The organism is Streptomyces sp. BF23-19 (assembly GCF_041106355.1).
GTDB classification, from domain to species: Bacteria; Actinomycetota; Actinomycetes; order Streptomycetales; family Streptomycetaceae; genus Streptomyces; species Streptomyces virginiae_A.
Genome location: NZ_JBGBPT010000025.1, coordinates 32,653 through 58,631, shown reverse-complemented (window position 1 = coordinate 58,631; position 25,979 = coordinate 32,653). Strand labels below are relative to the sequence as shown.

General features: G+C 71.7%; 23 protein-coding genes. 10 read left to right on the top strand and 13 right to left on the bottom strand.

What is annotated here, in order from left to right; all coding sequences use genetic code 11:
- The first annotated feature begins 92 nt into the window (after positions 1 to 92).
- Entirely contained in the window at positions 93 to 587 is a 495-nt protein-coding gene (locus AB8A24_RS16570) for a hypothetical protein (protein WP_328965258.1), read from the top strand.
- Here AB8A24_RS16570 and AB8A24_RS16565 read toward each other — a convergent pair.
- The gene (locus AB8A24_RS16565; protein ID WP_369476339.1) at positions 565 to 1,188 is read right to left on the bottom strand and encodes a GNAT family N-acetyltransferase; all 624 of its coding nucleotides are present in this window, start codon (positions 1,186 to 1,188) and stop codon (positions 565 to 567) included. The two genes, AB8A24_RS16570 and AB8A24_RS16565, sit on opposite strands and share 23 nt — an antisense overlap.
- Positions 1,189 to 1,395: 207 nt before the next feature.
- Between AB8A24_RS16565 and AB8A24_RS16560 the strand changes: the two genes are divergently transcribed.
- Together AB8A24_RS16560 and AB8A24_RS16555 are read left to right on the top strand one after the other, a co-directional pair.
- Positions 1,396 to 2,238 carry an NAD(P)H-binding protein gene (locus AB8A24_RS16560; RefSeq protein ID WP_369476382.1) on the top strand — a complete coding sequence of 281 codons (843 nt, stop codon included), beginning with the start codon at positions 1,396 to 1,398 and terminating at the stop codon, positions 2,236 to 2,238.
- Between the two features lie 62 nt (positions 2,239 to 2,300).
- Complete coding sequence (locus AB8A24_RS16555; protein ID WP_369476338.1) at positions 2,301 to 3,311, top strand: AraC family transcriptional regulator; 1,011 nt, start codon at positions 2,301 to 2,303, stop codon at positions 3,309 to 3,311.
- A 37-nt stretch (positions 3,312 to 3,348) separates the two neighbouring features.
- Here AB8A24_RS16555 and AB8A24_RS16550 read toward each other — a convergent pair whose 3' ends face one another.
- Entirely contained in the window at positions 3,349 to 3,852 is a 504-nt protein-coding gene (locus AB8A24_RS16550) for a GNAT family N-acetyltransferase (RefSeq protein ID WP_369476336.1), read from the bottom strand.
- Between the two features lie 222 nt (positions 3,853 to 4,074).
- Here AB8A24_RS16550 and AB8A24_RS16545 point away from each other — a divergent pair, with 222 nt between their 5' ends.
- Positions 4,075 to 4,647: a DUF1772 domain-containing protein gene (locus tag AB8A24_RS16545; RefSeq protein WP_369476334.1), complete on the top strand. Its 573-nt coding sequence runs from the start codon at positions 4,075 to 4,077 to the stop codon at positions 4,645 to 4,647.
- Here AB8A24_RS16545 and cpt read toward each other — a convergent pair.
- The gene (gene cpt, locus AB8A24_RS16540; RefSeq protein WP_369476380.1) at positions 4,598 to 5,185 is read right to left on the bottom strand and encodes a chloramphenicol phosphotransferase CPT; all 588 of its coding nucleotides are present in this window, start codon (positions 5,183 to 5,185) and stop codon (positions 4,598 to 4,600) included. The genes AB8A24_RS16545 and cpt overlap by 50 nt on opposite strands.
- A 121-nt stretch (positions 5,186 to 5,306) precedes the next feature.
- Between cpt and AB8A24_RS16535 the strand changes: the two genes are divergently transcribed.
- Positions 5,307 to 7,478, top strand: coding sequence for a hypothetical protein (locus AB8A24_RS16535; protein WP_369476332.1), 2,172 nt, complete (start codon positions 5,307 to 5,309; stop codon positions 7,476 to 7,478).
- A 218-nt stretch (positions 7,479 to 7,696) separates the two neighbouring features.
- Here the strand turns inward: AB8A24_RS16535 and AB8A24_RS16530 are convergent, their stop codons facing one another.
- Positions 7,697 to 9,229, bottom strand: coding sequence for an APC family permease (locus tag AB8A24_RS16530; RefSeq protein WP_369476330.1), 1,533 nt, complete (start codon positions 9,227 to 9,229; stop codon positions 7,697 to 7,699).
- A 105-nt stretch (positions 9,230 to 9,334) separates the two neighbouring features.
- Positions 9,335 to 10,066 carry a TetR/AcrR family transcriptional regulator gene (locus AB8A24_RS16525; protein WP_369476329.1) on the bottom strand — a complete coding sequence of 244 codons (732 nt, stop codon included), beginning with the start codon at positions 10,064 to 10,066 and terminating at the stop codon, positions 9,335 to 9,337.
- Between the two features lie 104 nt (positions 10,067 to 10,170).
- Between AB8A24_RS16525 and AB8A24_RS16520 the strand changes: the two genes are divergently transcribed.
- Entirely contained in the window at positions 10,171 to 11,412 is a 1,242-nt protein-coding gene (locus tag AB8A24_RS16520) for a saccharopine dehydrogenase C-terminal domain-containing protein (protein WP_328965266.1), read from the top strand.
- Positions 11,413 to 11,482: 70 nt separating this feature from the next.
- Here AB8A24_RS16520 and AB8A24_RS16515 read toward each other — a convergent pair whose 3' ends face one another.
- From AB8A24_RS16515 to AB8A24_RS16490, 6 genes are all read right to left on the bottom strand, one after another.
- Positions 11,483 to 11,875, bottom strand: a complete 393-nt coding sequence (locus tag AB8A24_RS16515) for an Imm7 family immunity protein (protein ID WP_328965267.1) — start codon at positions 11,873 to 11,875, stop codon at positions 11,483 to 11,485.
- A 258-nt stretch (positions 11,876 to 12,133) separates the two neighbouring features.
- Positions 12,134 to 13,081 carry a carbohydrate ABC transporter permease gene (locus tag AB8A24_RS16510; protein WP_328965268.1) on the bottom strand — a complete coding sequence of 316 codons (948 nt, stop codon included), beginning with the start codon at positions 13,079 to 13,081 and terminating at the stop codon, positions 12,134 to 12,136.
- Positions 13,078 to 14,412: an ABC transporter permease subunit gene (locus AB8A24_RS16505; protein ID WP_328965269.1), complete on the bottom strand. Its 1,335-nt coding sequence runs from the start codon at positions 14,410 to 14,412 to the stop codon at positions 13,078 to 13,080. Before AB8A24_RS16505 ends, AB8A24_RS16510 begins: the two co-directional genes overlap by 4 nt.
- 10 nt (positions 14,413 to 14,422) lie before the next feature.
- A complete protein-coding gene (locus tag AB8A24_RS16500) occupies positions 14,423 to 15,757 on the bottom strand; it encodes an ABC transporter substrate-binding protein (protein WP_328965270.1) in 1,335 nt (444 codons plus the stop codon).
- A gap of 121 nt (positions 15,758 to 15,878) precedes the next feature.
- The gene (locus AB8A24_RS16495) at positions 15,879 to 17,561 is read right to left on the bottom strand and encodes a glycoside hydrolase family 13 protein (protein WP_369476325.1); all 1,683 of its coding nucleotides are present in this window, start codon (positions 17,559 to 17,561) and stop codon (positions 15,879 to 15,881) included.
- A gap of 216 nt (positions 17,562 to 17,777) precedes the next feature.
- Positions 17,778 to 19,052, bottom strand: coding sequence for an ABC transporter substrate-binding protein (locus AB8A24_RS16490; protein WP_328965272.1), 1,275 nt, complete (start codon positions 19,050 to 19,052; stop codon positions 17,778 to 17,780).
- A gap of 168 nt (positions 19,053 to 19,220) precedes the next feature.
- On the opposite strand from AB8A24_RS16490, the gene AB8A24_RS16485 reads away from it, so the two are divergent.
- Genes AB8A24_RS16485 through AB8A24_RS16475 form a run of 3 tightly spaced genes read left to right on the top strand, consistent with a single transcriptional unit; the run spans position 19,221 to position 22,878 of the window.
- Entirely contained in the window at positions 19,221 to 19,727 is a 507-nt protein-coding gene (locus AB8A24_RS16485; protein ID WP_266385967.1) for a PadR family transcriptional regulator, read from the top strand.
- A complete protein-coding gene (locus AB8A24_RS16480; RefSeq protein WP_328965273.1) occupies positions 19,724 to 20,533 on the top strand; it encodes an ABC transporter ATP-binding protein in 810 nt (269 codons plus the stop codon). The genes AB8A24_RS16485 and AB8A24_RS16480 overlap by 4 nt, the downstream gene beginning before the upstream one ends.
- Before the next feature lie 2 nt (positions 20,534 to 20,535).
- A complete protein-coding gene (locus AB8A24_RS16475) occupies positions 20,536 to 22,878 on the top strand; it encodes an FtsX-like permease family protein (protein WP_369476323.1) in 2,343 nt (780 codons plus the stop codon).
- Between the two features lie 10 nt (positions 22,879 to 22,888).
- Here the strand turns inward: AB8A24_RS16475 and AB8A24_RS16470 are convergent, their stop codons facing one another.
- Complete coding sequence (locus AB8A24_RS16470) at positions 22,889 to 24,280, bottom strand: phosphotransferase (protein WP_328965275.1); 1,392 nt, start codon at positions 24,278 to 24,280, stop codon at positions 22,889 to 22,891.
- A 45-nt stretch (positions 24,281 to 24,325) separates the two neighbouring features.
- Positions 24,326 to 25,246 (bottom strand): NUDIX domain-containing protein, encoded by a 921-nt coding sequence (locus AB8A24_RS16465; protein WP_328965276.1) that lies wholly within the window; start codon positions 25,244 to 25,246, stop codon positions 24,326 to 24,328.
- Between the two features lie 232 nt (positions 25,247 to 25,478).
- Here AB8A24_RS16465 and AB8A24_RS16460 point away from each other — a divergent pair, with 232 nt between their 5' ends.
- On the top strand, positions 25,479 to 25,979 hold the full coding sequence (locus AB8A24_RS16460; protein WP_369476321.1) for an NUDIX hydrolase: 501 nt from the start codon (positions 25,479 to 25,481) through the stop codon (positions 25,977 to 25,979).

The following is a 25,979-nucleotide window of genomic DNA, read 5'->3' as shown; positions in this document are numbered from 1 at the left end:
TCCCCGCCGCTGCGCGTGCGCGGCCCGCCCGGATGGGGGAAGCTGGGTTTAGCCGCACCGCCGACAGCGGGACATCAGGGCGAGGAGGCCTCGTGGATACCTCAGAAGACGGCCGGCTCATTCGTGCACCCCGGTCCTGGTTCCAGGCCAGGGTGCGGACCGCCACCATTCTGTGTGCGTCGGCGGCTCTCGCCGCGGCCGCCATCCCGGCCTCCGCGCAGAGCCCCCGGGCCGTATCGGCTCCGGCGGAGCCCCTCGTGGTCGTCGACTGCTTCTCGCAGTCCCAGGTACGCCCCGAGGAGTACCTGCTGGCCTGCGGGGACGGCAACAATCGCCTCGTCGGACTGAAGTGGGACACCTGGGGGCCGAAGACCGCCACGGCCAAGGGCACCGACATGGTCAACGACTGTGTCCCCTACTGCGCCGCCGGCCGCTTCCGGTCCTACCCGGTGACGGTGACCCTGAGCAGTCCGGAGCCCTGGCCGGGCCACCCGGACGTGGACCGCTTCACCACGATCCGGCTCCTCTACACGGACACCGCACCGGCCCCGGTCCCGAAGGACGTCACGTACAAGCTCGTGTACTGAGCTCGTCCGAGGACCTGAGCGCCAGGCCGTCCCTTCCGGAATATGCCGGATCCGGATCCGGAACCGGATCGGGGTCCGTCGCCAGCCGGGCGTGGCACTCGACGTCGTAGCGGATGCCGTCGTAGGCGAGCTTCTGGCGCTGCAGTCCTTCCACGGCGAAGCCCGCGCTGTGGGCGACCCGGCACGAGCCGGGGTTGTTCACCCGGTGCCCCAGCTCCAGCCGGAACAGTTCGGCCTCGTCGAACGCCCAGCGCGCGAGAGCCCGGCAGGCATGGGAGGCCACGCCCCGCCCCCGGGCCGCAGCCGTCGTCCAGTAGGAGACCCAGCCGACGGAGTGGCGCCGGTTCACCGCGCCGACCGTCACCTGTCCGAGCACCGTGTCGGCGGCGGCGTCGACGACGGAGAAGGAGAACGCGGAGCCGGCCTCCCACTCGTCGGCACGCTCCGCGATCCACCGCCGTGCGTCTTCCGGCGAACCGATGGGAAGGCTGGTCTGCCCACGCATGAGGGGATCCGCGAACGCGGTCGTCACCGCGGCCGCGTCGCGCGGGGCCCATCTACGCAGCACCAAACCCGAGGAAACTTCGACACGTTCGCGCATCCCGCGAGTCTTCCTCCCGGCCCGGCGCCCTGTCATCCCGTTTCCCGGGCCTCGTGCCGCACGAGTACGGCCGGGCCCGATGGACGCTCGCGTATGCAGGTGAGCTCTTCGGCTATGTCGCGTCTCGCGGCGTTGGATTTGACTGTGGTCATGACGAAGACGACGAAGACGACGAAGAACGAGAACCAGAACGAGAACGAGAAGGACATGATCCACTCGGACCACGCCGACGCCGGCGGTATCACCCTGGTGATCGGGGGAACCGGCAAGACCGGCCGCAAGGTCGCCGAGCGGCTCACGGCCCAGGGCCGCCTCGTCAGGGTCGGATCCCGCCGTGGCGAGCCGCCTTTCGACTGGAACGATCCCGCGACCTGGCTCCCGGCGCTCGAAGACGTCGACCGGGTGTACGTGACCTACTACCCCGATCTCGCCTTTCCTGGGGCGTCCGCTCAGGTGACGGCCTTCGCGGAGCTGGCGGTGGCGGCCGGGGCCCGGCGCCTGGTGCTGCTGTCGGGGCGCGGCGAGGAGGCGGCGCGCACGAGTGAGGAGGGGCTGAAGGCGTCCGGCGCGCACTGGACGATCGTCCGGTCGAGCTGGTTCAACCAGAACTTCGACCAGAGCTTCTTCCTCGACTCCGTCCGGTCGGGCGAGATCGTGCTGCCGACGGCGGACGCGGTCGAGGCGTTCGTCGACACCGGAGACATCGCCGACGTGGTGGTGGCCGCGCTGACCGACGACCGACACATCGGCAAGACGTACGAGCTGTCGGGGCCGCGCCTGTTGGGGTTCGATGACGTGGCCGCCGAGCTCTCGAAGGTGACCGGTCGTGAGATCGCCTATGCGCCCATCCCGATGGAGGACTATCGTGCGGTGCTGCGCGAGAACGGGCTGCCGGAGGACTTCGCCGAGCTGTTCACCCTGATCCTGGACGGGCGCAACGCGCACCTCGTCAACGGGGTCGAGGAGGTGCTGGGGCGGCCGCCCCGGGACTTCTCGGACTTCGCCCGGGAGGCGGCGGCCACCGGCGTCTGGGACCTCGGGGCCGTCTGATGCGGACCCGCCGCGCCTGGGACCGTGCCGGGACGTTGTTCCGTCCGGGGGAGGATAAGCGTATGGACATGCTGGCCGGTCTCCTCGCGGGCCCACAGGCCCGGGGCGCGTTTCTGCAGAAGTCGGTACTCAACCCTCCGTGGTCGATGCGGATCGAGGACCGTGCCCCGCTGTCGGTGGTGACCATGACGCAGGGCTCGGCCTGGCTGCTGCCCGACGATCCGGACGCCGAGCCGGTACGGATCGACCCCGGGGACGTGGCCCTCGTACGGGGGCCCGCGCCGTACACGGTCGCCGACCTGCCGGACACCCCCGTCCAGATCACGGTGGGGCCGGACCAGCGATGCAGCACGCCGGAGGCCGGGGACGTCACGGACTCGATGGCGCTCGGTGTACGGACCTGGGGCGTCGCCCGCCCCGACGCCGGGGCGGCGGTGATGCTGAGCGGTACGTACCAGGCGCCGGGCGAGGTCGGCGGCCGGCTGCTGGGCGCGCTGCCCACGATCCTGGTGAGGCCGGCAGGGACCGCCGACTCCACGCTGATCGCGCTCCTCGCCTCGGAGATCTCCGGTGAGGAGCCGGGCCAGGAGGTGGTCCTGGACCGGCTGTTGGACCTGCTGCTGATCGGGGTGTTGCGGGCGTGGCTCGCGGCCCCCGGCTCCGGCGCCCCGGGCTGGTTCCGGGCCCAGGGCAATCCGGTGGTCGGGCCGGCGCTGCGGCTGCTGCACGAGAGCCCGGCGCACGGATGGACCGTGGAGGAACTGGCCCTGAAGGTGGGCGTCTCCCGGGCGTCGCTGGCGCGCCGTTTCACGGAGCTCGTCGGCGAGCCGCCGGTCGGCTATCTGACGGGCTGGCGCCTGGCGCTGGCGGCCGATCTCCTGCGTGAACCGGACGCCACGGTCGAGCGGGTGGCCCGCAAGGTCGGCTACAGCAGCGCCTTCGCCCTGTCCGCCGCCTTCAAGCGGGTCCGGGGTGTCAGCCCACGGGAGTTCCGCTCGGGGACGACGGCGCCGGACGCGGCGATGGCCCAGGGACCGCGGGGCACGGTCGTCCTCGGCCGGGCCGTGTCCTGAGACAGGATCCGCGAGGACACCCCCTGGGGCTCGGGGTCTATGCGCCGTCCGGGGTGAGGGAGAGCCGCGCCACGCGTTGGTCCCCGCTGAGTTCGCCGGTGGGACGGAAGCCGAGGCCGAGGTAGAAGGGCTCCGGGCTGTTCGTGCCGGTGTTCCAACTGACGTACGCGTCGGGGATGCCGCGGGCCCGGATCTCTTCGGTGGCCGCTCGGACGGCGAAGCGGCCGTAGCCCTTGCCCTGGTGGCGGGCGTCGATGTTGAGGCGCCAGATGCCGCTGCGGCGGTCGTCGGGGTCGACGGCCGGGTTCCAGAGGATGTCGTGGAAGGCCATGACGAAGCCGACGATCTCGTCGCCGTCGACGATGGCCCGCGGCCAGGCCGTCGCGGTGTGCAGGTACGCCTCGGCGAGCGACTTCACCACGGGGGAGACCAGGTGGGCCTGGTCGGGGCGCACCTGTATCGCGCACACCGCGTCGAAGTTGTCGGCGGTGACGGGTTCCAGGCGCAGCGGGCCCGGCACGGGGGTGTTCGAAGCTGGCATGGGTCCAGCGTATCGCCGGCCCCGACTCCCCCCTCTGCGGGTTCGAGGCCGGCCTCGGGGTGGCCGTGGCTAAAGATTCACCCAAGGGGCCAGGAAAACCCGGCGGAAGATCGAACAGGTGATGTCACGATCGGTCGTTCGCGTTCACAACGCGTCGCACCGCACCGCACCGCACTGCATCGCATCGTGCTGTATTGACTGTGGGAAGAGGACGAGAGTCGAATGACCATCAACCCGACGCCGCACGTTCCGAGCCGGCCGCCGACCTCGTCGGCAGCGGCGGGTGGGCCGCGGAGCACCCGGCTCGCCACCACCTTGATCACCCTGTCCACCGTGCTGGTGGGTCTGATGGCCGGGCTGTTCTTCGCCTTCGACGTTTCGGTGATGCCGGGGCTGGCGGCCGGTGACGAGCAGACCTATGTCACCGCGATGCGTGCCTTCAACAAGGCCATCGACGGCAATCCGCTCTTCGGCTCGGTGTTCCTGCTGGCCCTGGTGGCGGCCGCCGCCTCGGCGGTCGTGGAATACCGCGGCGGCAGACGCGCCACCGCCCTGTGGGTGGGGGCGGCCGCGGTCGCGTACCTCGTCGTCCTCGTGATCACCTTCGCCGTGAACATCCCGCTCAACAACGAGCTCGCGGACGCGGGCGCCGTCGAGCAGATGAAGGACTTCTCGATCGTCGAGCGGTTCAAGTCCACCTGGGTCACCACGAACATCCTGCGCACCCTGCTCTGCACCGTGGCCCTCACCGCGCTCGCCCGCGCGATGCTGCTCCACGGCCGCGCCACGCGCTGAGCGCACCCCCGCGCAGGTCAGCCGCGTGGGAGGCGATGATCCGCGCACACTCCAGCGATTCGGTGCGCGTGGTGTCCACCTCGATGTCGTAGGTGACTCCCCGGTGCACCGAGTCCGCCTGCGCCGCCGCCATACCCCTGGCGCGGTCCCCGCGCGCGATCTCACGGCCCGCGGCCACCGCACTGTCGCACCGCACGCCGACCCACAGGACCGGTACGTCGCCCAGGGCCTTCCGCCACCGCTGCTGGGACGCCGCCCCACCGAGGAACACGTCGTCGACGATGATCCGTGCTCCCGCACGGGCCATCGTCACGATCCCCTCCGTCCAGGCCGCCTCCAGCGCCCGGAAGGTCGCCCCGACGCTCACCGTGCCGTCCGCCGCGATCTCGATCCCCTGCTCCGCCTCCTGCATCGCGGCGGGCAGGGCGTCCACGAAGGCATCGCACCCGAACGCCAGCCACGGATCCGGCAGCACGGACTGCAGACACCGAACGATCCCGGACTTACCCGAGCTGGAACCACCGTTGAGAATGATCATCTGAGTCACCGGGCCACAGTAGGACCCGTCCCGTCCGCCAGGGAAACCGTTTCGGCGGACACCGCACCGGCCCCGGGAAAACCGGGTGCGGCGCTCCGCACGGCCTTGGGATCATGCGGGAATGGTCCACCGACTCGACCCCCTGGTTCTCCGACACACCCACCGCATCCCCCGCCCCACGGGACCCGTCGGGGAGGGCGCCGTCGCGGCGCAGCAGTTCGACGCCACCCTGATGTCCGTGGGCTTCAAGCTCTCGGCACAGCTGCTCGAACACCTGTCAGGACTGGCCGAGGAGGCGGTCGTCGACACCGCGGTACGAACGCTGGGCACCGTCCGCGAGATGGTCGGCGACCACGTGCGGCACAACGCCTACTTCATCGACTTCCCGGCCAACGTGCCGGACACCTTCGACTTCTGGATGCGATGCATAGCCGAGGCGCTCGCCGACGACAGCACGCGCGAGAGCACGCTGGAGCAGCTGAGCACCGGCGTGGTGAACCTGCTCACCCTCCCCTCGTACGGCAACTACCGGCACACCTACGCCGAGATGCTGACCCATCACGACGAGCTGATCGCCGTGGCGGGCGACCGTATGACGGTCCTGCACCTCGGCGGCGCACCGGACGACGAACTCACCTCCCTCTACCTGGCGTTGGCGGGCAGCACCACCCCCCTCGGCGAGGACGTGCTACGGGACCTCAAGGACCTCGCCGGCCACTGCGCCGACGGACCGCAGCCCGACCAGATCTCCGTACGGGAGAACCGGGCCGTGGTCAACGAGGCCCGCCTGAAGGCCGGTTCGGGCCTGCTGCTGGACACGGTCACCGATGTGCTCCGGCTCGCCTGCGCGCTCGCGGGCGGCGACGTCGGCCTGCAGGAGCCGACCCGGCTGCGGGGCATCTCCCGCGCCGCGCGCCGGGCGCTGCTCGCGGGCCTCGACGAGGTCGTCGGCGCGGCGCCCGCCAAGCTCGCCGACGTGCACGCCCACCGCGAGATGTGGAAGCGGCTCGGCGAGCGGCTGCACCCGCACGAGTACCCGCAGTGGCCGCACGCGGCCGACGTGTTCGCCGTCGCCCGCGGCGAGAAGGAGGCGCGTACCTTCGACAGCCGGGTCGAGGAGCTGCACGCCCGGCTCGACCCCACCGGCGCCGCCGCACTGCTGAAGGCCGCACCCGGCAAGCTGCTGCGCTCCCTGGACCGGCTGCTGCGCTCCGCCGTCACGCAGGACGAGCGCGACGCGGTCGTGGCCGCCGCCGAGCAGGTCGTCCCCGACGTCTCCGGCCGCGTCCTGCTGTCGGTACGCCAGCACCTGCACAACCGTGCGGAGGCGACCGGCGAACAGCGGGTGTTCGTCAACCGCTCCGGCCGGGCCTGGGTCACCGAAGACACCCGCCGGCCGGTGTTCGCCCCCGAGTGCAAGCGGATGATCACCGCGATCGACGCGGAACTACGCCGCCGACTGCCCGCCGCGGACCACCTGCTGATCGACCCGGACGTCCTGGACGTGGCACTGCCGCTCAGCGGCAAGGCGACCACGTCCGGGCTCGGCGTGCTGCCCCGCGGCTCGATCTCCCCGGTCGACGGCGACCTGCTGCGGTTCTTCGTGTACTGGAAGCAGACCGCGCGCAGCACCGACTACGACCTGTCGGCGGCGCTGCTGGCCCCCGACTACTCGACCATCTCCTGGCTCTCGTACACCAACCTCGTCGACGTCGGCGGAGCGCACTCCGGTGACATCACGAACGCGCCCGACGGGGCCTCGGAGTTCATCGACCTACGCCTGGACGCGGTACGCGGCACCTGCATCGTCCCGCAGGTCGACATCTACTCCGGGGAAGGCTTCGAGGAGGTCGAGGAGTCGTTCTTCGGCTTCATGCTGCGCGGAACCGAGCAGCAGGGGCGACCGTTCGAGCCGCGCACGGTGCGGATGAAGTCGGATCTGCGCGGTCCGGGCCGGATCGCACTGCCGCTGGTGTTCCTGCGCGGGGCCGACGGCCGGTGGCGCGCCAAGTGGCTGCACCTGTACCTGACGGGATCTCCGTCGTACAACACGGTCGAGGGCAACCGGGTGACGGTCGCGATGCTGATGCGCGCCATCGTCGACCACGAGCAGCTCACCGTCCGATATCTCGTCGAGCTGATGACCGGCAGCGCCACGACCGTGACCGTGTGGGACGGGAAGACGGTTCCGGCGGGCCCCGTCACCTACATCGGCCTGGAGCGGCCCGAGAAGCTGCACCCGGGGTCGCGGATCGTCACCCCCGAAAATCTGCGTGACCTGATCCCCGAGTGACTGTTAACGTAGCCGTGGCGAGGCCATGAAGGGGCTTCCTTCTCAACACTCCTAAAGTAGCCTCTTCGCTTTCCTCGCCCACCGACTTGAGCCTCCGGCCGTTCCGCGTCACGCGGGACGGCCGGAGGTTTTTGGCCCGGACAGTCCGGCCCGCCGGTCGGCCGACGGCCCCCTCGGTGGGACGGCGGACCGTCACGGCCCACACGTCCCCCGTGTGTTCACCCTCGGGCGGCGGGCTCCGCCGTCCGCTCGGAGGCGCTCGACACCACGTGTTCCGTCCCCTGCGCCGCGTGGATGCTGGGGCGCTCCGCCCAGAACGTCCCGGACGCCGCGCGCCGGGCGAGCATCACCAGCAGCCCCACGAGGCTGAGGCCGAGGGCGATGACCAGCGGCGGCCCGAGGCCGAACCAGGAGCTACCACCGGAGGAGTTGGCGGGATCCGCCATGTCGACGACCGCCTCGACGAGCAGCCAGATCAGCATCCCCGCCCCGACGAGGGGGCCGGCGCCGATGAACAGGAACGCGCGCACCCCCGAGGTCAGCAGGCGCCGGTGGTACACCGCGCAGGCGATTCCGGTGAGGGCGTAGTAGAAGGCGATCAGGAGGGAGAGGGCCGTCAGCGAGTCGGCGAGCGCGTTCTCGCTGACCTGATGGATGAACAGGTACCAGACGGTGGCCGTGCCCGCGACCCACCAGGTGCCGACAGCCGGGGTGCGGTACCGGTCGTGGATCAGACCGAACCGGCGGGGGAGGGCGTGCCTGCGCGCCATGGACAGCGCGGTACGGGAGGCCGGGATGATCGTCGTCTGGGTCGAGGCGAGCGCCGAGGTGGCGACGGCGAGCAGGACGATCCAGTCCCAGCCGCCGAGGGCCTCCCGGGCCAGAGAGGCGAAGACGGCCTCCTCGTCGTCGGCGTGCGCCGTGAGGTAGCCGGTGCCGGCGAACGCGACCACCGCGAAGGCCACGGACACATAGGTGGCCAGGAGGACGACGGTCGACCAGATGCCGGCCCGACCCGGGGCGGAGGAGGGGTCCTTTGTCTCCTCGGTGAGGTTGACGGCCGACTCCCAGCCCCAGTAGACGAAGACACCGAGGAGCAGCCCGCCGGTCAGCGCCGTGCTCCCGGACCCGAACGGGTCGAGCCAGTCGAGGGACGGCCGCAGCGCGCCCGGGGAGCCGGTCCCGGCGTAGACCCGGTACAGGGCCACGGCCGCGAAGACGAACAGGCAGACGGTCTGCAGCAGCACGAGGACGTTCTGCAGGCGGGCCGCCGCCTGTGTGTCCCGGACACACAGTGCCGCCATCGTCACGATCACCAGCACGGTGAGTGCCTGCCGGATCAGCGTGTTGCCGGCCCAGCCGTCCAGGCCGACGGCCAGCAGACCGAAGTTGACGGCCACATCGGCGAGCGAGCCGACCACCAGGACCCCGGTCATGGTGATCGCCCAGCCGCCCAGCCAGCCCGTCGTGGGCCCCAGCGCACGCGTCACCCACGAAAAGGTCGTGCCGCAGTCGGGATCGGCCCGGTTCAGGTAGTAGAAAGCGGATGCGATGAGCACCATCGGGACGAACGACGCGAGCATCACCCCGGGGGCGTGGACGCCGACGAGGGCGACGATCGGCCCGATCACGGCGGCCAGCGAGTACGCCGGCGAGGTGGCGTTCAGCCCGATGGCGAGGGCGTCGACGAACCCGATCGCGTTCGGTCTGAGCGTGGCGGCGACAGGCGTCCGCGGGGTGTCTTCGACCATGGTCCCTCACTGGTGCACGGTGAACGGGGCGTGAATGCGATGAGGAAACCCGTGCTCCGCACAGAGGGTCAATGGTGTTGGCATAAGCGCGCCCCGCAGGCCGGGTCACCAGGTCGTGTCCGCGCCCCCGGGACCCGTGGCGTCCGCGAGCTGCCGCTCGGCAGTGTCGAGCAGCATCTCCAGCGCCACCGGGTAGGCGCTGTGCGGCATCCGGGCGGCCAGCAGTCCCGCCGTGGCCGCGATGTTCGGGTACGCGTCGGCCGGCAACCGGGCGTACGTCGACTCCCACCGCTCCTCGTCCGACTCGCGGGCCTTCTCCGTCAGCGCGAGAGGCCCGGCGTCGAGCGCAGCGAAGGCCAGGGCCTGGTCGATGTAGGCGTGGTAGATCCGTACGGCGTCCACGTCGGCGAAGCCCGCGCCGCGCAGGCTGCCGAGGATCGCCTCGTCCGCCGCGATCTCGCGCGGCCGACCGCTGACCCGGCTCGCGGTCAGCAGCGCGGCCTGCGGGTGGGCGAGGTAGGCGCCGTGGATGCGTAGCCCGAGCGAGCGCAGGTCGTCGCGCCACCGCCCGGTCGGGGCCCAGCCGTCGAGCGCGCGGCCGATCAGCTCCTCGCCGATCGCCAAGGTCAACCCGTCCATGCCGTCGAAGTACCGGTACAGAGTGCTGGGGTCCGCCCCCAGCGCGGCACCCAGCCGTCGGGCGGACAGGCCCGCGCTGCCGTGCTCGCGCACCATCCGTAGGGCCGTCTCGACGATCAGCCGCTCGGAGAGCACCGTCCCTTGCCGGGTCGGGCGCCGCCGCCTGCGGGCCTCCTCCGGGACCACGTCCTTCGCCATCGCCCGCCTCCGTCCATCCTTATGCCAACACCATTGACCTTAACTCGGACGGAACGGTTCCATCAGCCCCTGAGGCGCACGCCTCACAGAGAAAGGACCTCGCCATGCGTGTTCTGCTTGTGGGTGCCGGCGGTGTCGGGAGCGCGATCACCAAGATCGCCGCCCGCCGCGACTTCTTCGACCACTTCGTCGTCGCCGACTACGACCTGGCCCGCGCCGAGGCCGCGGTCGCGGCCCTGGGCGGTGAGGAGCGGCGCTTCAGCGCCTGTCGCGTCGACGCCTCCGACGAGGCGGCGGTCACGAGCCTGCTCACCGAGCGCGGATGCGACGTCCTGATGAACGCCACCGACCCGCGCTTCGTGATGCCCCTGTTCAACGCCGCGCTCGCGGCCGGCAGCCACTACCTCGACATGGCCATGTCCCTCTCCCGCCCCCACCCCGAGCACCCGCACAGCGCATGCGGGGTCAAGCTCGGCGACGAGCAGTTCGAACGGGCCGAGGAATGGGAGAAGTCGGGCCGCCTCGCCCTCGTCGGCATGGGCGTCGAGCCCGGACTCTCGGACGTCTTCGCCCGCTACGCCGCCGACCACCTCTTCGACGACATCGAGGAGATCGGCATCCGCGACGGAGCGAACCTGGCGGTCGAGGGCTACGACTTCGCCCCGTCCTTCAACATCTGGACGACGATCGAGGAGTGCCTGAACCCGCCCGTCGTCTACGAGCGTGAGCGCGGCTGGTTCACCACCGAACCGTTCAGCGAGCCGGAGGTCTTCGACTTTCCCGAGGGCATCGGACCCGTCGAGTGCGTCAACGTCGAACACGAGGAGGTCCTTCTCGTACCGCGCTGGGTCGGAGCCCGCCGGGTCACCTTCAAGTACGGCCTCGGCGACGACTTCATCGGCAAGCTCAAGACCCTCCACGCCCTCGGCCTGGACTCCACCGAACGGGTCGCGGTCCGTGGCGAGGACGGCACCGAGGTCCGGGTCTCGCCCCGCGACGTGGTCGCCGCCTGCCTGCCCGACCCGGCGACGCTCGGGGACCGGATGACCGGAAAGACCTGCGCCGGGACCTGGGTCAAGGGCACCAAGGACGGCCTGCGGCGCGAGGTCTACCTCTACCACGTGGTCGACAACCAGTGGTCCATGCGCGAGTACGGTTCCCAGGCCGTGGTCTGGCAGACCGCCGTCAACCCGGTGGTGGCCCTGGAACTCCTGGCCACCGGCGTCTGGTCACAGCCCGGCGTCCTGGGCCCCGAGGCCCTGCCGCCGCTGCCGTTCCTGGAGCTGCTCACCGCGTACGGCTCCCCGTGGGGCATGCGCGAACAGGGCGACACCCCGGGCAACTGACCGCCCGGCGCACCGGAGGGACACGGCGAACCCGGCCCGCCACCCCTCGGCCGCCGCACTCCCGGACGCGCTACCCGCTGAAGTGATCCTCGAGCACGGGGACGCACGGCGACAGCGACGACTCGGTGTGCTCGGTGACGTTCCCCCGGACCAACCTCAGGACACGGACGTCGTTCTCGTGCCGGGGATCCTCGTCGTCACGCACGTGCAGCAGGCCGTACGAGCCGGGCGCGACCGCGCCGACGTGCCGGAACAGGTCGAGGATCTCGGGTGCGCGATGGTTGGAGAAGCCCCCGATGTGGAGGAAGAGCTCGCCGTTCATCCAGCGCAGGTCGAGCAGGTAGGGGCTGGCGATCCCGTCGATGCGGCGCCGAAGACCCTCGACGATCTCGGCCTCCCGGCTCGGGTCGTCGTCGGCCGTGGCGCTCTCGTGGACCGTGATCCAGCCGTGGTATTCGAACATGGCGGGAGCCTATCGAGCCGTCGGCGTCGGCGACGGCGGCTCGACGCTCAGTGTTCCGGAGCGGTTGAAGCCCTTCGCGATCTCCGCGAGCGCGGCGCCCCGCAGCCGAAGGGCCGCGATCGTGCGGGCCGAAACGACGTCGGAGCGCCCGCGGCGACAGGCGGTTGCGCGAACTCGGTCGACGCAGCCACGGCAGCGGGCCCTGCGGACGGTCTCTCGACCGCCGGCAGGGCCCGCTCCCGTGGCACGGGGCGGCGGCTACTTCACCGAGCCGGCCATCACCCCCTGGACGAAGTGCCGTTGGAAGGCGAAGAAGACGATCAGCGGGACCACCAGGGACAGGAACGCCCCGGGAGCGAGGACGCCGATGTTGCTTCCGAACTGCCGCATCTGGGACTGCAGCGCGACCGTGAGCGGCTGGGACCCGCTGTCCGCGAAGAGCAGCGCCACGAGCATGTCGTTCCAGACCCAGAGGAACTGGAAGATGGCCAGGCTCGCGATGGCCGGCCGGCCGAGCGGCAGCACCAGCCGTGAGAAGATCCGCCACTCGCTGCCGCCGTCCATCCGGGCTGCTTCCAGCATTTCGCGCGGTATCTCGGCGAAGTAGTTGCGCAGCAGGAAGATCGCGAACGGCAGCCCGTAGGCGACGTGGAAGAGGACGACGCCCGCGACCGTGCCGAACAGCCCCACCGCACCGAAGAGTTTGGCCACCGGCAGCAGCCCGATCTGTACGGGCACCACCAGCAGTCCCACGACCACCAGGAAGATGGCGTCCCGGCCGGGGAACTCCAGCCAAGCGAAGGCGTATCCGGCGAGTGCCGCGATGGCGACCACCAGGGCGGTGGTGGGCACGGAGATCAGGACCGTGTTCCCGAACGCCTCCGCGATGCCGGAGTCCTTCAGCAGGGCGCCGTAGTTGTCCAGGGACAGCTGGGACGGGTCGCCGAGCGCGGTCCACCAGCCGTCGGAGGCGTTGTCGCCCTCGGAACGCAGCGAGGAGATGAGCAGGCCCGCCAACGGGGTGATCCACACCAGGGCCACCAGGATCAGCGCACCCTGCACGAGGGAGCTGCTCAGCAGGCGTGACAGCCGTTTTCCGCGCCGGCGCCCGGGGCCGGGCCCCTTCGCCGACGGGCCGGGGACCGGGCGGACATCCGCGCTCCGCCGGGACCGTCGGCGCTCGATGGTGCCGTGGCCGCTGCTCATGCTCCACTCCTTCGGAAGCGTCGGATGTTGACGACCATCGCCGGGACGACGAGCAGGAGGAGCACCACGCTGAGCGCGCTGCCGAGTCCCTGGTCGTTGCCGCCGCCGAAGGAGACCAGCCACATGCGGGTGGCCAGTACGTTGGCCTCCTCCTGGACCGGTCCGGGCGCGATGATGTAGACGAGGTCGAAGACCTTCATCACGTTGATCACCAGGGTCACGAAGACGACGGTGAGCACCGGAGCGAGCAGCGGCACGGTGATCTTGCGGAAGATCTGGCCCTCCGAGGCACCGTCCATCCGCGCGGCCTCCAGGGCGTCCCGCGGGATGGCCGCGAGGCCGGCGCCGATCAGAACCATCGAGAAACCGGTCCACACCCACAGGTAGGCGCCGATGATGGCCGGGGTGACCAGCGCCGGACCGAGCCAGTTCACCCCCTGGTACGGGGCCGCGAAGTTGGCCGCGGGCAGCCTGACCGCGTACGCGCCGTTGGCCAGCCCGGTGAAGCGGAACGACCCGTCCTCGGCCGTGACGGCGGTGGCGGCCACCCGGCCGTCCTGGACGGCCTCGACCCTCATGCCGGGCAACCCGTTCTCACCCGGGTCGATACGGCCGGGGGTGCCGGCGCCGCCGGGGGCGAAGTCGAGGTAGACGACACCTCCGATGGTGTCCGGCTCGGGCGCGGCGGGCGCCGCCGCCTTCGCTCCGTCCGGCATCGCGTCGGGTGCCACCCCGATGAAGCCGAGGTCGACCGCCTGGCCGGGGCGTACGGTCTCCTCGGTGCCGTACGGGCCGCCCGCCCCGCCGGTCAGGCCGTGGCCCTCCCGGGCCCGGGCGGTCGGATAGGCGGCGGTGTCGCGGAAGCTGTCGTGGACGCCGACGACGGCGGCGTTGAGGACGCCCCGGGACGGGTCCTGGTCGTAGGCGAGGCGGAAGATGATGCCGGCGGCGAGGAACGACACCGCCATCGGCAGGAAGAGCACGAGCTTGAACGCGGTCGCCCAGCGCACCTTCTCGGTGAGCACGGCGAGCATCAGCCCGAGTCCGGTCAGCAGGGTCGGGGCGACGACGACCCACAGGGCGCTGTTGCGGATCGCTTTGAGGGTGGCCTGGTCCTGCACGATCGCCGCGTAGTTGGCGGCCCCTACGAACCGGTCGCCGTCGGCGTCGAAGAGGCTGCGGCCGAAGGAGAAGAGGACCGGGTAGACGACCAGCGCGCCGAGCAGCAGCAGGGCGGGCAGGACGAAGACGATCGCGAGGCGGCGCTTCCTGCGCTGGGCCCGGCGCCGCCCGTCGGCCGGGCCGCGGGCGGCGGTCACGGTGTCAGCCATGGACGTCGCCTCAGTTCCCGTAGGCCTTGGCGGCCTCGGCCTCGAGCTTCGCGGCCGTGCCGCGCGGGTCCGACGGGTCGCGCAGGAAGTCCTGGAGGAGCTTCCACTCACCCGCGCCCTTGGTGCCGCCGAACGCGGCCGGGGCCTGGTCCGACATGTCGAAGCGGATCGAGTCGCCCGCCGCGATGAGGGAGTTGGCGGTGCTGCGGGTGATCTCGTCGCCGTACGAGGCGATGTCGACCTCCTTGTTCGGGGACAGGAAGCCGCCGGCGCGGGCCCATACCTCGGCGGCCTCGGGGCCGGCCAGGTATTCGAGCAGTTGCATGCCGGCCTTGCCGTTCTTCGCGTCCTTGAGGACCACGGCCGCGTCACCGCCGCTGACGACCGGCGCCTTGCCGCCGTCGACCGCGGGGAAGGGGAAGAACTTGGCGTCCTTGCCGAGCTTCTTGCCGAACTGGTCCTTGGCCACGCCGCCGACGAAGTCGCCCTCGTAGACCATGCCCGCCTTGGGCTCGGGGCCGAAGACCTGCGCGACCGACGTGGGGAAGTCGGTGCTCAGCGCCGTCTGGGCACCGCCGGCGACGAGCTGCTTGTCCTTGAACAGCTCGCCGAGGGTGGTCAGCGCCTTGACGACGCTTTCGTCGGTCCACTTGAGCTTGTGCTGGGCGAGCTGGTCGTACTTCTCCGGTCCGGCCTGGGAGAGGTAGATGTTCTCGAACCAGTCGGTGAGGGTCCAACCGTCCTCGCCGGCCACGGCGAAGGCGGGGCGGCCGGAGTCGGCGAGGGTGCGGCCGGCCTTCAGCATGTCGGTGTAGCTGGTGGGCTCGGCGACACCGGCCTGGGCGAAGGCCTCGGGGGCGTACCAGACGGTCGACTTGTGGGCGGCCTTGAAGTAGAGGCCGTAGTACGTGCCGTCGACGGTGCCGTAGTTCTTCCACACAGGGGCGAGGGTGGTGCCGGCCTTCCGGGCGGCCTGGTCGGACAGGGGCTGGAGCCAGCCCTTGGCGGCGAACTGCTGGAGCACACCCACCTGGGGGACCATCACCACGTCGGGCGCGTTGCCGCCTTCGATCTTGCTTCCGACGAAGGTGGAGACGTTGTCGCCGGAGGGTATGAAGACCGTCTTCGCGCCGGTCTTCTCGGTGAAGGCGTCCAGCACCTTCTTGAAGTTCTGCTGCTCGCTGCCGGTCCAGACACCTGCCACGGTCACGGTCTGCCCGCTCAGTTCGCCGCCGCTCGCGGGTCCGGTGGTGCCGCCGCCGCAGGCGGTGGCACCGAGGGCGAGGGCGAGGGCCGCCGATGCGGTGGCCGCGGTCCGCCGGGTCGTCTTGCTGGGTCGTCGCATGAGGGAGTCCTTGTCTGGAGGTCCGGGACACGGGGCGGGGTCCGGACGTACATGGGGGGCGCGGGGGAGGAGGAAGGGGCGGAAGGGAAAAGGAGGAGAGGAGGAGGTCAGGGGCCGGGGGTCACGGGGTCGGGCAGTCGGCCGTCCACCAGGCGGCGGTCGCCGCGGGGAGCACCCCGTCGGGGCAGGGACCGCTGGCGAGCAACGGAGTGCCGGGGACCGGGGCGGGCACCGGCTCGGTGCCGAAGTTCACCGCGCAGACGAGGCCGTCGCCGCGGGTGATCGCGAGCACCTGCGGCGGCGCGTCCAGCCAGCGCAGGGGGCCTTCGCCGAGCTGTGGCAGGGTGCGCCGCAGCTGGAGCCCGTCGCGGTAGAGGTGCCAGAAGGAACGGGTGTCGGCCAGGGCGCGGTCGGTGGCGTGCTCGGCGAACCACTCGGGCTGCGGCAGCCACGGCTTGGCGCCGGCCGCCTCCCCGGAGAAGCCGAACGGGGAGGCGTGCCCGGACCAGGGCAGCGGCACGCGGCAGCCGTCCCGGACGTGCTTGCGGCTGCCCGTACGGCGGAAGATCGGATCGGTGAGGACCTCGTCGGGCAGGTCGAGGACCTCGGGGAGGCCGAGCTCCTCGCCCTGGTAGACGTAGGCGGCGCCGGGCAGTGCGAGCATCAGGAGGGCCGCGGCGCGGGCACGGGCGGCCCCCAGACCGCTGCCCTCCACCCCGGGCTCGCCCGCGTAGCGGGTGACCGTGCGGACCTGGTCGTGGTTGTTGAGGACCCAGGTGACGGTGGAGCCGGTGCCGGCGATGTCGCGCATCGCGTCGGTGATCGTCGCGCGGAAGGCGTCGGCGTCCCACGGGGCGCTGAGCAGGTCGAAGAAGAACGCCTGGTGCAGTTCGTCGGGGCGGACGTACTCGGCGTGCTCCCGCGCGGTGGGCACGGACACCTCGCCGACCAGCAGTCGCTCGCGGCCGTCCCGGGCGGTGTACTCCTCGCAGACCGAGCGCCAGCGCCGCCACACGCCGTGCACCTCGGGCTGGTTCCAGGCCAGCTGGTTCACGGCGTCGCGGGCCCGCTCGTCGGCCGTGGGGTCGTCCGAGTCGGGCAGCGCGGGGTGCTTGAACAGTCCGGCGGCGACATCGATGCGGAAGCCGTCGACCCCGCGGTCCAGCCAGAAGCGCAGCACCTCCTCGAACTCGTCACCCACAGCCGGATCGCGCCAGTTCAGGTCGGGCTGTTCGGGCGTGAAGAGGTGCAGGTACCACTCGCCGGGGGCGCCGTCGGGACCGGTGGTCCGGCTCCACGCGGGACCGCCGAACATCGCGTGCCAGTTGTTGGGGGGCTCCGCCCCGTCCGGGCCACGGCCGGGGGCGAAGTGGAAACGGGCGCGCTCCGGGCTGCCCGGCTCCGCGGCGAGTGCCTCCTGGAACCACGGGTGCTCGCTGGAGCAGTGGTTGGGAACGATGTCGAGCAGCAGCTTCAGCCCGAGCCGGCGGGCGTCTGCCGCCAGCCGGTCGAACTCCGCGAGGTCGCCGTAGACCGGGTCGACGCCGCGGTAGTCGGCGACGTCGTAGCCGTGGTCGTGCTGCGGCGACGGGTAGAAGGGGCTGAGCCAGATGCCGTCGACACCGAGCTTGCGCAGGTAGGGGAGCCCGGCCCGGACGCCGGCCAGGTCGCCGATGCCGTCCCCGGTGCTGTCGAGGAAGCTGCGGACGTAGACCTGGTAGATCACCGCGTCGCGCCACCAAGGGGCCGAGGTGGTGGCGGCGGGGGAGGGGTGGCCGATGGCGGCCGGAAGGGTGCTGAGCATCTCGCGTCGACCTGTCTGCTGAATGCGAGAGCGCCCCGGATCGGTGCGCTGTTATGCATGCATGTTAAGTAGCAGCGACCGGAAGGTGTCAACGATGTGTCCAGAAACAGCGAAAAGTTGGGGTGATTTGTACGAGAGTGACCGCATGCACGACGAAGGGTCTCTACTTAACATGTAAGTAGAGACCCTTGAGGAAGGAGGAGAGGCGGAGTGCGATCAGCCGGTGCGGGAGATGGTCCCGAGCTCGCGCGCGAGCCGAGCCGACGCCTGCTCCGGCGTCTGGCGCAACGCCAGCAGGTCCTGCGCCACGGCCTGCACGGCGAGGCTCACCTGGTCGTAGCGCGGACTCTTGGGGCGCGGTACCGCCGACAGCACGCTCCGGCGCAGCGTGGGCAGGTACGGATACGCCCGGACCAGCTCGGGGTCCTCGTACAGCGCGGCCCGCACCGGAGGCAGCGAGCCCTTGGTGAGCACCTGCCGCTGGACCCGTTCACTGGTGAGGTAGGAGATCAGGTCGGCCGCCGACGCCGGATGCCGCGCATGGCTGCTCACGGCGAGGTTGGAGCCGCCCAGCACGCTGGTACCGGGCCCGTCCGGTCCGGGCAGCGGCACGGCACCGAACCTGCCCGCGACCTTCGACCCCTCCGCGCTCGCGTCCGCGTACACGTAGGGCCAGTTCCGCAGGAAGAGCAGCCGACCGTCCTGGAAGGCCCGCCGCGACTCCTCCTCCTTGTAGCCGAGCGCCTCGCGGGAGATCCACCCCTCCCGCACCCCGTCCGCGAGGAACCGCAGGCCGGCGCGCGCGGCGTCCGAGTCCACGCTCACCCGGGCCCCGTCGTCGCGCAGGATCGATCCGCCCGCCGAATGCACCGCCTCGGTGACATTGACCGTGAGCCCCTCGTACGGCAGGAACTGGCCGGCGTAACCGTCCAGTCCGTACTTCGGGGCGATCGTGCGGGCCTGGCGGACCAGCTCGTCCCAGGTGCGCGGCGCTTCCTCGCCCTCCCGGTCCAGGATGTCCTTGCGGTAGTAGAGCAGCCCCGCGTTGGTGACGTACGGGACCGCGTACAGCCGGCCGTCGAAGGTCGCGGTGTCGACGACGGGCCGCAGGAAGGCGTCCAGCGGGAAGCGCTCACGCCGGAGCGGGGAGATCCAACCGGCCGCCGCGAACTCGGACGTCCAAGCGACGTCGATGTTCAGCACGTCGAACCGGTCGCGGCCCGATCGCAGCTCACTGATCATCTGGGCCCGGGTCTCGTCCGCCGAGTCCGGCAGTTCGACGAGCGTGACGCGCTCGTCGGGATGGGCCTCGTTCCAGTCCTCCACGAGCGGAGGGAGGTAGTTCGTCAGATCGCCCGCCGTCACGAGCGTCAGCGGGCCGCGATCCTCGGACGCGGGACCCGCGTCGGCGCGGGCGCCGAGACCGGTGTATCCCGCCAGGACGACCGCCCCGACCAGGAGAGCTCTACCCGCGGCACGCATCCACCGCATAGATTCCTCCCAGTGCACGATCCGGCTGCGTCGCCGACCATCGTGGCCTATATATACCCGTTAGGCATGGGCGATACTAGACGCCCAGGCAGACGAGACGGACGGCGGCGCAACTCGGCCCGCTGCCGAGTGAACCGTTGACTACGGAGCGGGAAGGAGGGGGAGCGAGTGCGGCTGGCGCTCCTTGCGCTCCTCACCCGTAGCCCTGCGCACGGTTACGAGCTGAAGCAGGACCTTGAGAAGCTCCTGGGCGCCGCGTACCCTCAGCCCAACGTCGGCCAGATCTACGTCACCCTCGGACGGCTCGAGAAGAGCGGCCTCATCGAGGGCGAGGACGTCGAGCAGTCGGGGCGCCCCAACAAGCGCACCTACCGGTTGACGGACGCCGGACGCGAGGCCGTGCAGGCCTGGTTCGAGGACACCGCCGAGGAACCCCGGGTACGGGACGAGTTCTTCATGAAGCTCGCCCTCGCACCCCGGTCGGGTCTGGCCGATCCGGTCGCACTGATCAACAAGCAGCGGCGGCAGTACCTCAACACCATGCGGGACCTGTCGAAGCTGGCCGCGGCGGAGGACCGCGACAACAAGATCTCCCAACTGCTGATCGAGGGCGCCATGCTGCACCTGCAGGCCGACCTCGACTGGCTGGAACGCTGCCAGGAGGAGCTGGAATGAGCGACGACGCCACCACCGGCGCCGCTCCTGGCGTGCCCGGCGGGTCCGCCACCCCCGCCGAGCCCATCGTGCGCGCCGAGGGCCTGACCAAGACCCACTACGGCGAAGGCCTACCGGTGCACGCCGTACGCGGGGTGGACCTGTCCGTCCGGCCCGGCGAGTTCGTCGCCGTCACCGGGCCCTCCGGAGCCGGAAAATCCACCCTGCTCCACCTCATAGGCGGCCTCCAGCGCCCCGACAGCGGAAAACTGTGGATCGGCGGAGAGCGGGTCGACGAGTACCGCGAGGCCCGCTGGGCGGTCCTGCGGCGCCGCAGCATCGGCGTCGTCTTCCAGTTCTTCAACCTGGTCTCCAACCTCACCGTCGCCGACAACGTCGAACTCCCCGCCCTGCTCGCCGGAGCCTCCCCGAAGGCCGCCCGCGCGTCCCGCGCCGAACTGCTCGCCGAGCTCGGCCTCGAAGGCCGCGAACGCTCGATGCCCGGTGAGCTGTCCGGCGGCGAACAGCAGCGGGTCGCACTCGCCCGCGCCCTGGTCAACCACCCCGCGCTGCTGCTCGCCGACGAACCGGCCGGCAGCCTCGACAGCAAGGGCACCCGCGAGGTGCTGCGGCTGCTCTCCCGGTTCCACCAGCGCGGCCAGACGATCATGATGGTCACCCACGACGCCCGGATGGCCAGCGCCGCCGATCGCGTCGTCAGCTTCTTCGACGGGCGCATAGCCGACGACGCACAGCTCGGCGGCGGACGCCGGCCGGCCCGCGGCGTCTCCGGCGTGCTGGACCTGGACCTGGAACTCAAGGAGTGACCGTGCGGGCCACCCTGCGCTGGGCGCACGCCGACTTCCGCGCACACCGCGGCGAAGCCCTCTTCGTCGTCCTGGCCAGCGCCGGGATCATCGCCTCGCTCCTGCTGGCCGGCGCACTCTTCGGCTACGCCGCCAACCCCTGGCAGCGCGTCTTCAACCAGTCCCACGGCGCACACATCTGGCTGCACACCCGCGCCGGCGCCGACACCGCCGCCCTGTCCCGCGTGGACGGGGTCGCCGCCCTCTCCGGGCCCTACCGCACGACGGCGACGACCGTCGAGTCACGCGGGGCCAGGGTCGGCGTGACACTGCGCGCGGCCGGAGCGGAGCCCCCGCAGACCGGACGGCCGCTCGTCACCGACGGTAGCTGGCTCACCGGACCGGACACCGCCGCCGGCGGGGGCCCGGGTGCCGGCAACGACACCGTCGTACTGGAGGCCTCGGTCGCGCGAGCCCTCTGGGCGGAACCGGGCGACACCGTACGGGTCACCGGCCCGGACGGCGCCCCGCACGCACTGGAGGTCAGCGGGATCGCCGAGGTGGCCGAGCCCCGCTACCACCCGGGCGGCGGCCCCGGCATCGGCTGGGTGCTCGACCGCACCCTCGACGAGGTCGCCCACGGCGACACCGGGCAGAGCGTGGGCCTGCGGCTGCACGATCCGGACGACACCGACTTCACCGTCCAGCGGGCCGTGACCCTCCTCGGCTCCGACCGGGTCGCCCAGGTCACCAAGTGGCAGCAGGCACGGGCCGAGGCGGGCGGCGACGACCGGCTGCTCGGCCAGATGTTCGCCGTCTTCGGGCTCGGCGCGCTGCTCGCCGCGGCGCTCGCCGCCGCCGGCGCGATCGGCGCCCGCGTGCGCGGCCAGCTGCGCGACATCGCGATCCTCAAGGCCGTCGGCTTCACCCCCGGTCAGGTGACCCGCGGCTTCCTCGTACAGCACCTGGCCTTCGCCCTGCTCGGCGTGGCCCTCGGCACGGCGGCGATCGCACTGCTCGGCGCCCGGATACCCGGGCGGATCGGCGAGGCGACCGCGGTATGGCAGGACCTGCCCGGCCACACCGCGCTCATGATCGGCATCCCGTGCGGCGCGGTGCTGCTGATCGCGGCCGCGACCGGGCTCTCGGCCTGGCGGGCCGGCCGGGTCCCCCCGGTGCCGGTGGCCCGCGCGGCGCTGCCGTCCGCCACGCCGATGACCGCGCTCGGCAGGCGGGCCCTCGGCGCACGCGTGCCACCCGCCCTGGTCCTGGGATGGCGTGCGGCCTTCCCACGGCGCGGCCGGACGCTCGCCGCCGTCGCCCGGCTCGCCCTGCCGCTGGTCCTCATCACGGTCGCACTCGTCGCCTGGTCGACGCTCGACCAGTTCCGCAGCAGGCCCGCGCAGATGGGACTGGCCGCGGCACTGACCGTACGAGCCGGACAGTCGCCTGGGACGAACGACGCGGAACTGGAGCAGGCCCTCGCGGCCGTCCCGGACGTCGCCGCGGTCCACCCCGGCGCCGAGATGGCGGCGCTCGTACCGGGACAGACCGGAACGATCACGCTCCGAGGTCTCGGCACGGCCCAGGACCCGTACCCCTCCAAGGTCGTCGAGGGCCGCGCCGTCAGCGGTCCGGACGAGGCGGTGGCCGGACAAGGGCTGCTCGACCTCCTCGGGGTCCGCGTCGGCGCCTGGGTGCGGATGACCGTCGAGGGACGGCCACAGATCCTGCACGTCGTCGGCCGCACCATCGAACCCGAATCCGGGGGCCGGGTGATCACCACGTCCATCGACGCGTTGCGGGAGCGCGATCCGGCGCTGCGCCCCGACTTCCACGCCCTGGTACTGCGCGAGGGCGCGGACCCCGTGGCCGTGAGCGCCGCGCTGGCCGGGACGGCGGGCGGCACTCTGGAGGTCCGGCAGACGCCGAACCCGGTCGACCGGCTGGAACCGGCACGCGCGGTGATCGCCGCCCTGATCGCGGTCCTCGCGTTGATCGGGCTGATCGAGCTGCTGACGCTGATCGGTACGGGAGTACGGGACCGGGGCCGGGACCTGCTCGCGCTGAAGGCCATCGGGCTGACGCCCCGGCAGATCGGCTCGATGATCGTGACGGCCGCCGGACTGACGGCGCTGGCCTCCGCCGTGGTGGGCACGACGCTGGGGGTGCTGTCCGGCAGATGGCTGGTGGACACCCAGGGAGCGTCCAGCGGGATCGGCGCGGGCATCGCCCAACTACCCCCAATCCCTGTGCTGTTGACCGTGATCGTCGCAGCGGTACTGGGCGCGGTGGGGGCGGCGGCGCTGCCGGCGACGCGGGCGGCACGGCGGCGGCCGGCCGACTCGCTCAGCGAGACACTCTGACGCTCCGAGGTCACGGCCGGTGGATGGCATGGAGCCGGTACAGGGTCCGGTGGCCCCGCTCGGCGACCTCGGGGTCGTCGTGGGCGGCTCCGTAGGCGATCCCGGAGACCGCGTCGAAGGCGGACTCGCAGTCCAGCCGGCGCTCCTCGACAGGGGTGAGCGGCCTGCCGTAGCCGTCGAGGAAGGCGGCGCGCAGATCGGGCCGGCCCGTCCAGGTGTCGCCGAGGCGCACCAGGTCCCGGGTGGCGGTGGCGTACTCCGACCGCTCGAAGTCGAAGAGCCGCACCTCGCCGTCGTCGGTCAGGAGCACGTTGCGGTACTGCAGGTCCCCGTGCGTGGGCACCAGCACGGGCCGCGGCAGGTCCTCGTAGGCGCGGGCCAGGGTACGGACCAGCTCCTCGTCCCCGGCGGTCAGATGCGGTCGGGCCTCCTCCAGCTGCCGTTTCACGGAGTCCGCGGCCGAGGACGGCCCGGCGGGCCGTTCCGGAGAGGCGCGGTGCAGGGCGGCGGCGAGTCGCCCCAGCCCCTGCTGCACGCGCACCTCGGTCGCCGGGTCGAGGTCCATGCCGTGCGGTGACCGCCCCGCCAGTGCCGTGATGACGACGGCTCGCGTGAGAGGGTCGCACGCGACGAGGCGCGGAACCGGGCGCCCGAGCCCCGGCGCCCAGGTCCGGTACGCGGCCACCTCGCGGTCGTGGAACCGCTGCCCGGCGTGCCGCTTGAGGTACCAGGTGCCGCCACCGGATCCGGTCAGCCGCCAGACCCGGCTGCCGGTGCGCGCCCAGGAGACATCGACCACCTGGGCGATCCGGCCGACGGCACACTCGGCGAACACCCGCAGCGGGTCGGGAAGGTCCGCCCCGTCGGCCGGTGGCGGGGGCGGGCCGGGCAGCAGGCGGGTACGGTCGACGCCGCCCGCCGCGTACTCGACGAGGTCTCCGAGCCGCTGGAAGTGCACGGCGGCCGGCATGCCGGCCCGGTAGGCGTCCAGCCCGGCCCGGCAGTACGCCACCATCGGCTCCGGCAGCGCGTCGAGCGGGTACCAGCCCATGCCGTCGCACCGGTCCGGCTCCATCACCCCGGGCCGGCCCGCCCACCGTCGGACCTCGAAGAAGACGCCGATCCGCGAACTGCCGCCCCGGGGCGGGCGGTGGTGGACGGTGACCGCCGCGGTCACGTCCGCCGCCGCGATGAGGACACCGGTCTCCTCGCGGGCCTCCCGGATCACCCCTTCGACCATGTCCTCGCCCGGGTCGAGGTGCCCGGAGGGCAGGTGCCAGAGCCCGGTCGCGTACACGGGCCCGGCCCGTCGCGACAGCAGCACCTCCGGGCTGCGGTCGCCGTCGCGGCGCAGGACGAGGTGGACGTCGACCGGCACCGTGTGCCGGGGGCCGCCGCTCACGGCGCGAACGCGGGGATCGGGATCGGGATCGTGGTCATGGGTGACTCATGCCCAGCCGAGCTCGGTGTAGAGGCGGCCGGCCCGGATGCCCTCGATCGCGGCCCGGGTGTAGGGGACGACGGGTTCGGGAAGGTCGTCGGCCGCCCACCAGCCCCAGGACAGGCAGCGGTCGGGCTCGCGGACCTCGGGTGTGCCCTGCCACCGCCGTGCGCGGAAGACGAGCTGCATACGGGGCCGGCCGCCCGGTTCGTTCACCTGGTGCACGACGTGGACCAGGTCCACGTCGTCCGGGTCGATGATCAGACCGGCCTCCTCCGCAGCTTCCCGTACCAGGCAGGTGACGGCGGACTCCTGCTCGCAGTGTCCGGCGAGGAAGTGGTGGGTGGAGGCGGCGAAGGCGGAGTCCGGGTGACGCAGCCCGAGCAGGACCTGCCCGTTCCGTTCGAGGTAGAGGTGCACGCCGACGATGTTCCGGCGTGCCCGGCCGCCGCCGGGCCGGGCCTGGGCCGGTACGCCCGCCGGAGCGAGGCCTCGGGCCTGGTGGAGGTCGATGACCTCCTTCGTCCACGCGCACATCGTCAGGAAGGGGATCGTGGCCGCGTCGAAGTGGCGGAACATGATGCCCTCGGGACAAGGGAGTTCGTCGGCGTCCCCGTCCCAGGCCCCCAGGTACACCTGGATGCGGCCCTGCTCGTCCGGCCCGTCCGGCCCGCCCGGCTCCTGCGCGGGCCCGTGGCAGTCGACGACGGTGAAGGGTGCCAACGGCACGGTCAGGCCGGTCTCTTCGAGGAGTTCCCGCTGAACCGTCTGCGCCGTCGTCTCCTGGCCCTCCCGGCCTCCACCCGGGATCGACCACGTGCCCGGATCGCAGATGCGTTTGTTGGCGTCGCGCAGGTGCAAGAGGTACCGGCCCCTCGAGTCGACCAGCAGCGCGGCGGTGCCGTGCGGTTCGACGGATTCGGTCATCGAAGGCTCCTCCGGAGGGACGGTTGTGACGGGATGTCCGTACAAGTGCCCTGAAGAACGCACCGGAAATCGGGATCGTCACGGCCGGACCGGGAGCATGGTGCGAACGAATGTTCTCGCATGAGGCGGGGCCCTTGCGGGCCCGCGCCGACCGACGCCGAAACTCGCTCGAACAGGTCGGCGTCACCCCTGCGGGGGATTGCCTCGACACGTCACTTCTAGGCTGTCGACCATGACGACACCTCACCAGCGGTTCGGCGTGGACCCCGACGTCGAGCTGCCCGTACCCGCCCCCGGCGAACTGTGGACCGTCGGCGCCGTCATCCTCAACGACGACGGCGAGGCCTTCGCCCAGAAGAGGAGCCCGCACCGCCGCCTCTTCCCCGACAGCTGGGACATCGTGGGCGGCCATGTCGAGGCCGGGGAAACCCTGCTGGAGACCCTCGCGCGCGAGGTCGAGGAGGAGACCGGCTGGCGCCTGCGCCGCGTACGGCGCTTCCTCGGCACCACCACCTGGACCGGGGACGACAGCGCCGGACTCCGTCATGAGGCCGACTTCCTCGTCGAGGTCGAGGGCGACTTGGACCGACCCTCGCTGGAGTGGACGAAACACTGCGCCTACGGATGGTTCGGTCCCGACGACCTCGACCGCCTCAAGGAGAACCGGCTTCCGGGAGAGTTCTTGATCCACGACCTGATCGCACGTGTCGTGCGGGCCGGCCCGCGCCCCTGA